1 pseudogene is annotated in these 589 nt (G+C 60.8%); it reads right to left on the minus strand.

Features of this window, described 5'->3' with window-relative positions:
- Positions 1-555, minus strand: a pseudogene (locus ACNPAA_RS21045) (ISL3-like element ISAeme19 family transposase); the annotation flags it as partial.
- Positions 556-589 lie beyond the last annotated feature (34 nt).

Genomic DNA, 589 nt, shown 5'->3' on the forward strand with positions numbered 1-589 from the left:
GCTGTTGCCGTGCCCCACCCACAGGACGCGGGTTCGCTCGGCATCCATGATCACGGTGGCATAGCGGTGTCCCTTGTGCAGGGCAAACTCATCCATCACCAGCCGCCGCACCTCCCCAAGTTCGATGGTGCCCACACTGGTCTGCAAACGGCGCTTGTCGATCTCCTTGATGGTGTGCCAACCGACCCCGGTGAGCTGGCTGACATGGCGGATGGGGAGGTACTGAACGAGCGCTTCAATCCAGCACTGCATGCGCCGGGTGAGGCGGGAGCCAGAGGGGAGCCAGTCGATATGTTCACTGACGCGACCACAGCGCAGACAGTCGACGCGGCGAACAGGCAGTTGTAACCAGACTTGTCGGTCAAATAGGTCTCGCTCACGCACCCGGCGGATACGTTGGTCGTGGATCAATGGCGTGGGTTGCAGGCATCGGCGACAACGGGGCAACAGGTCGGCGCGAGGCTCAAGGGTAAACAGGGTGTGATGGTTGGCAGAAAGCGCTTGGGCGATGACGGTATAACCTGGCCAGAAGGAGGCAATATCAATATGATGCACGGCGACAGCAGGGTGATGGTGGTGGTGTGTTTGG

The organism is Aeromonas sp. PS2Canimalfood6 (assembly GCF_048276795.1).
GTDB lineage: Bacteria > Pseudomonadota > Gammaproteobacteria > Enterobacterales > Aeromonadaceae > Aeromonas > Aeromonas caviae.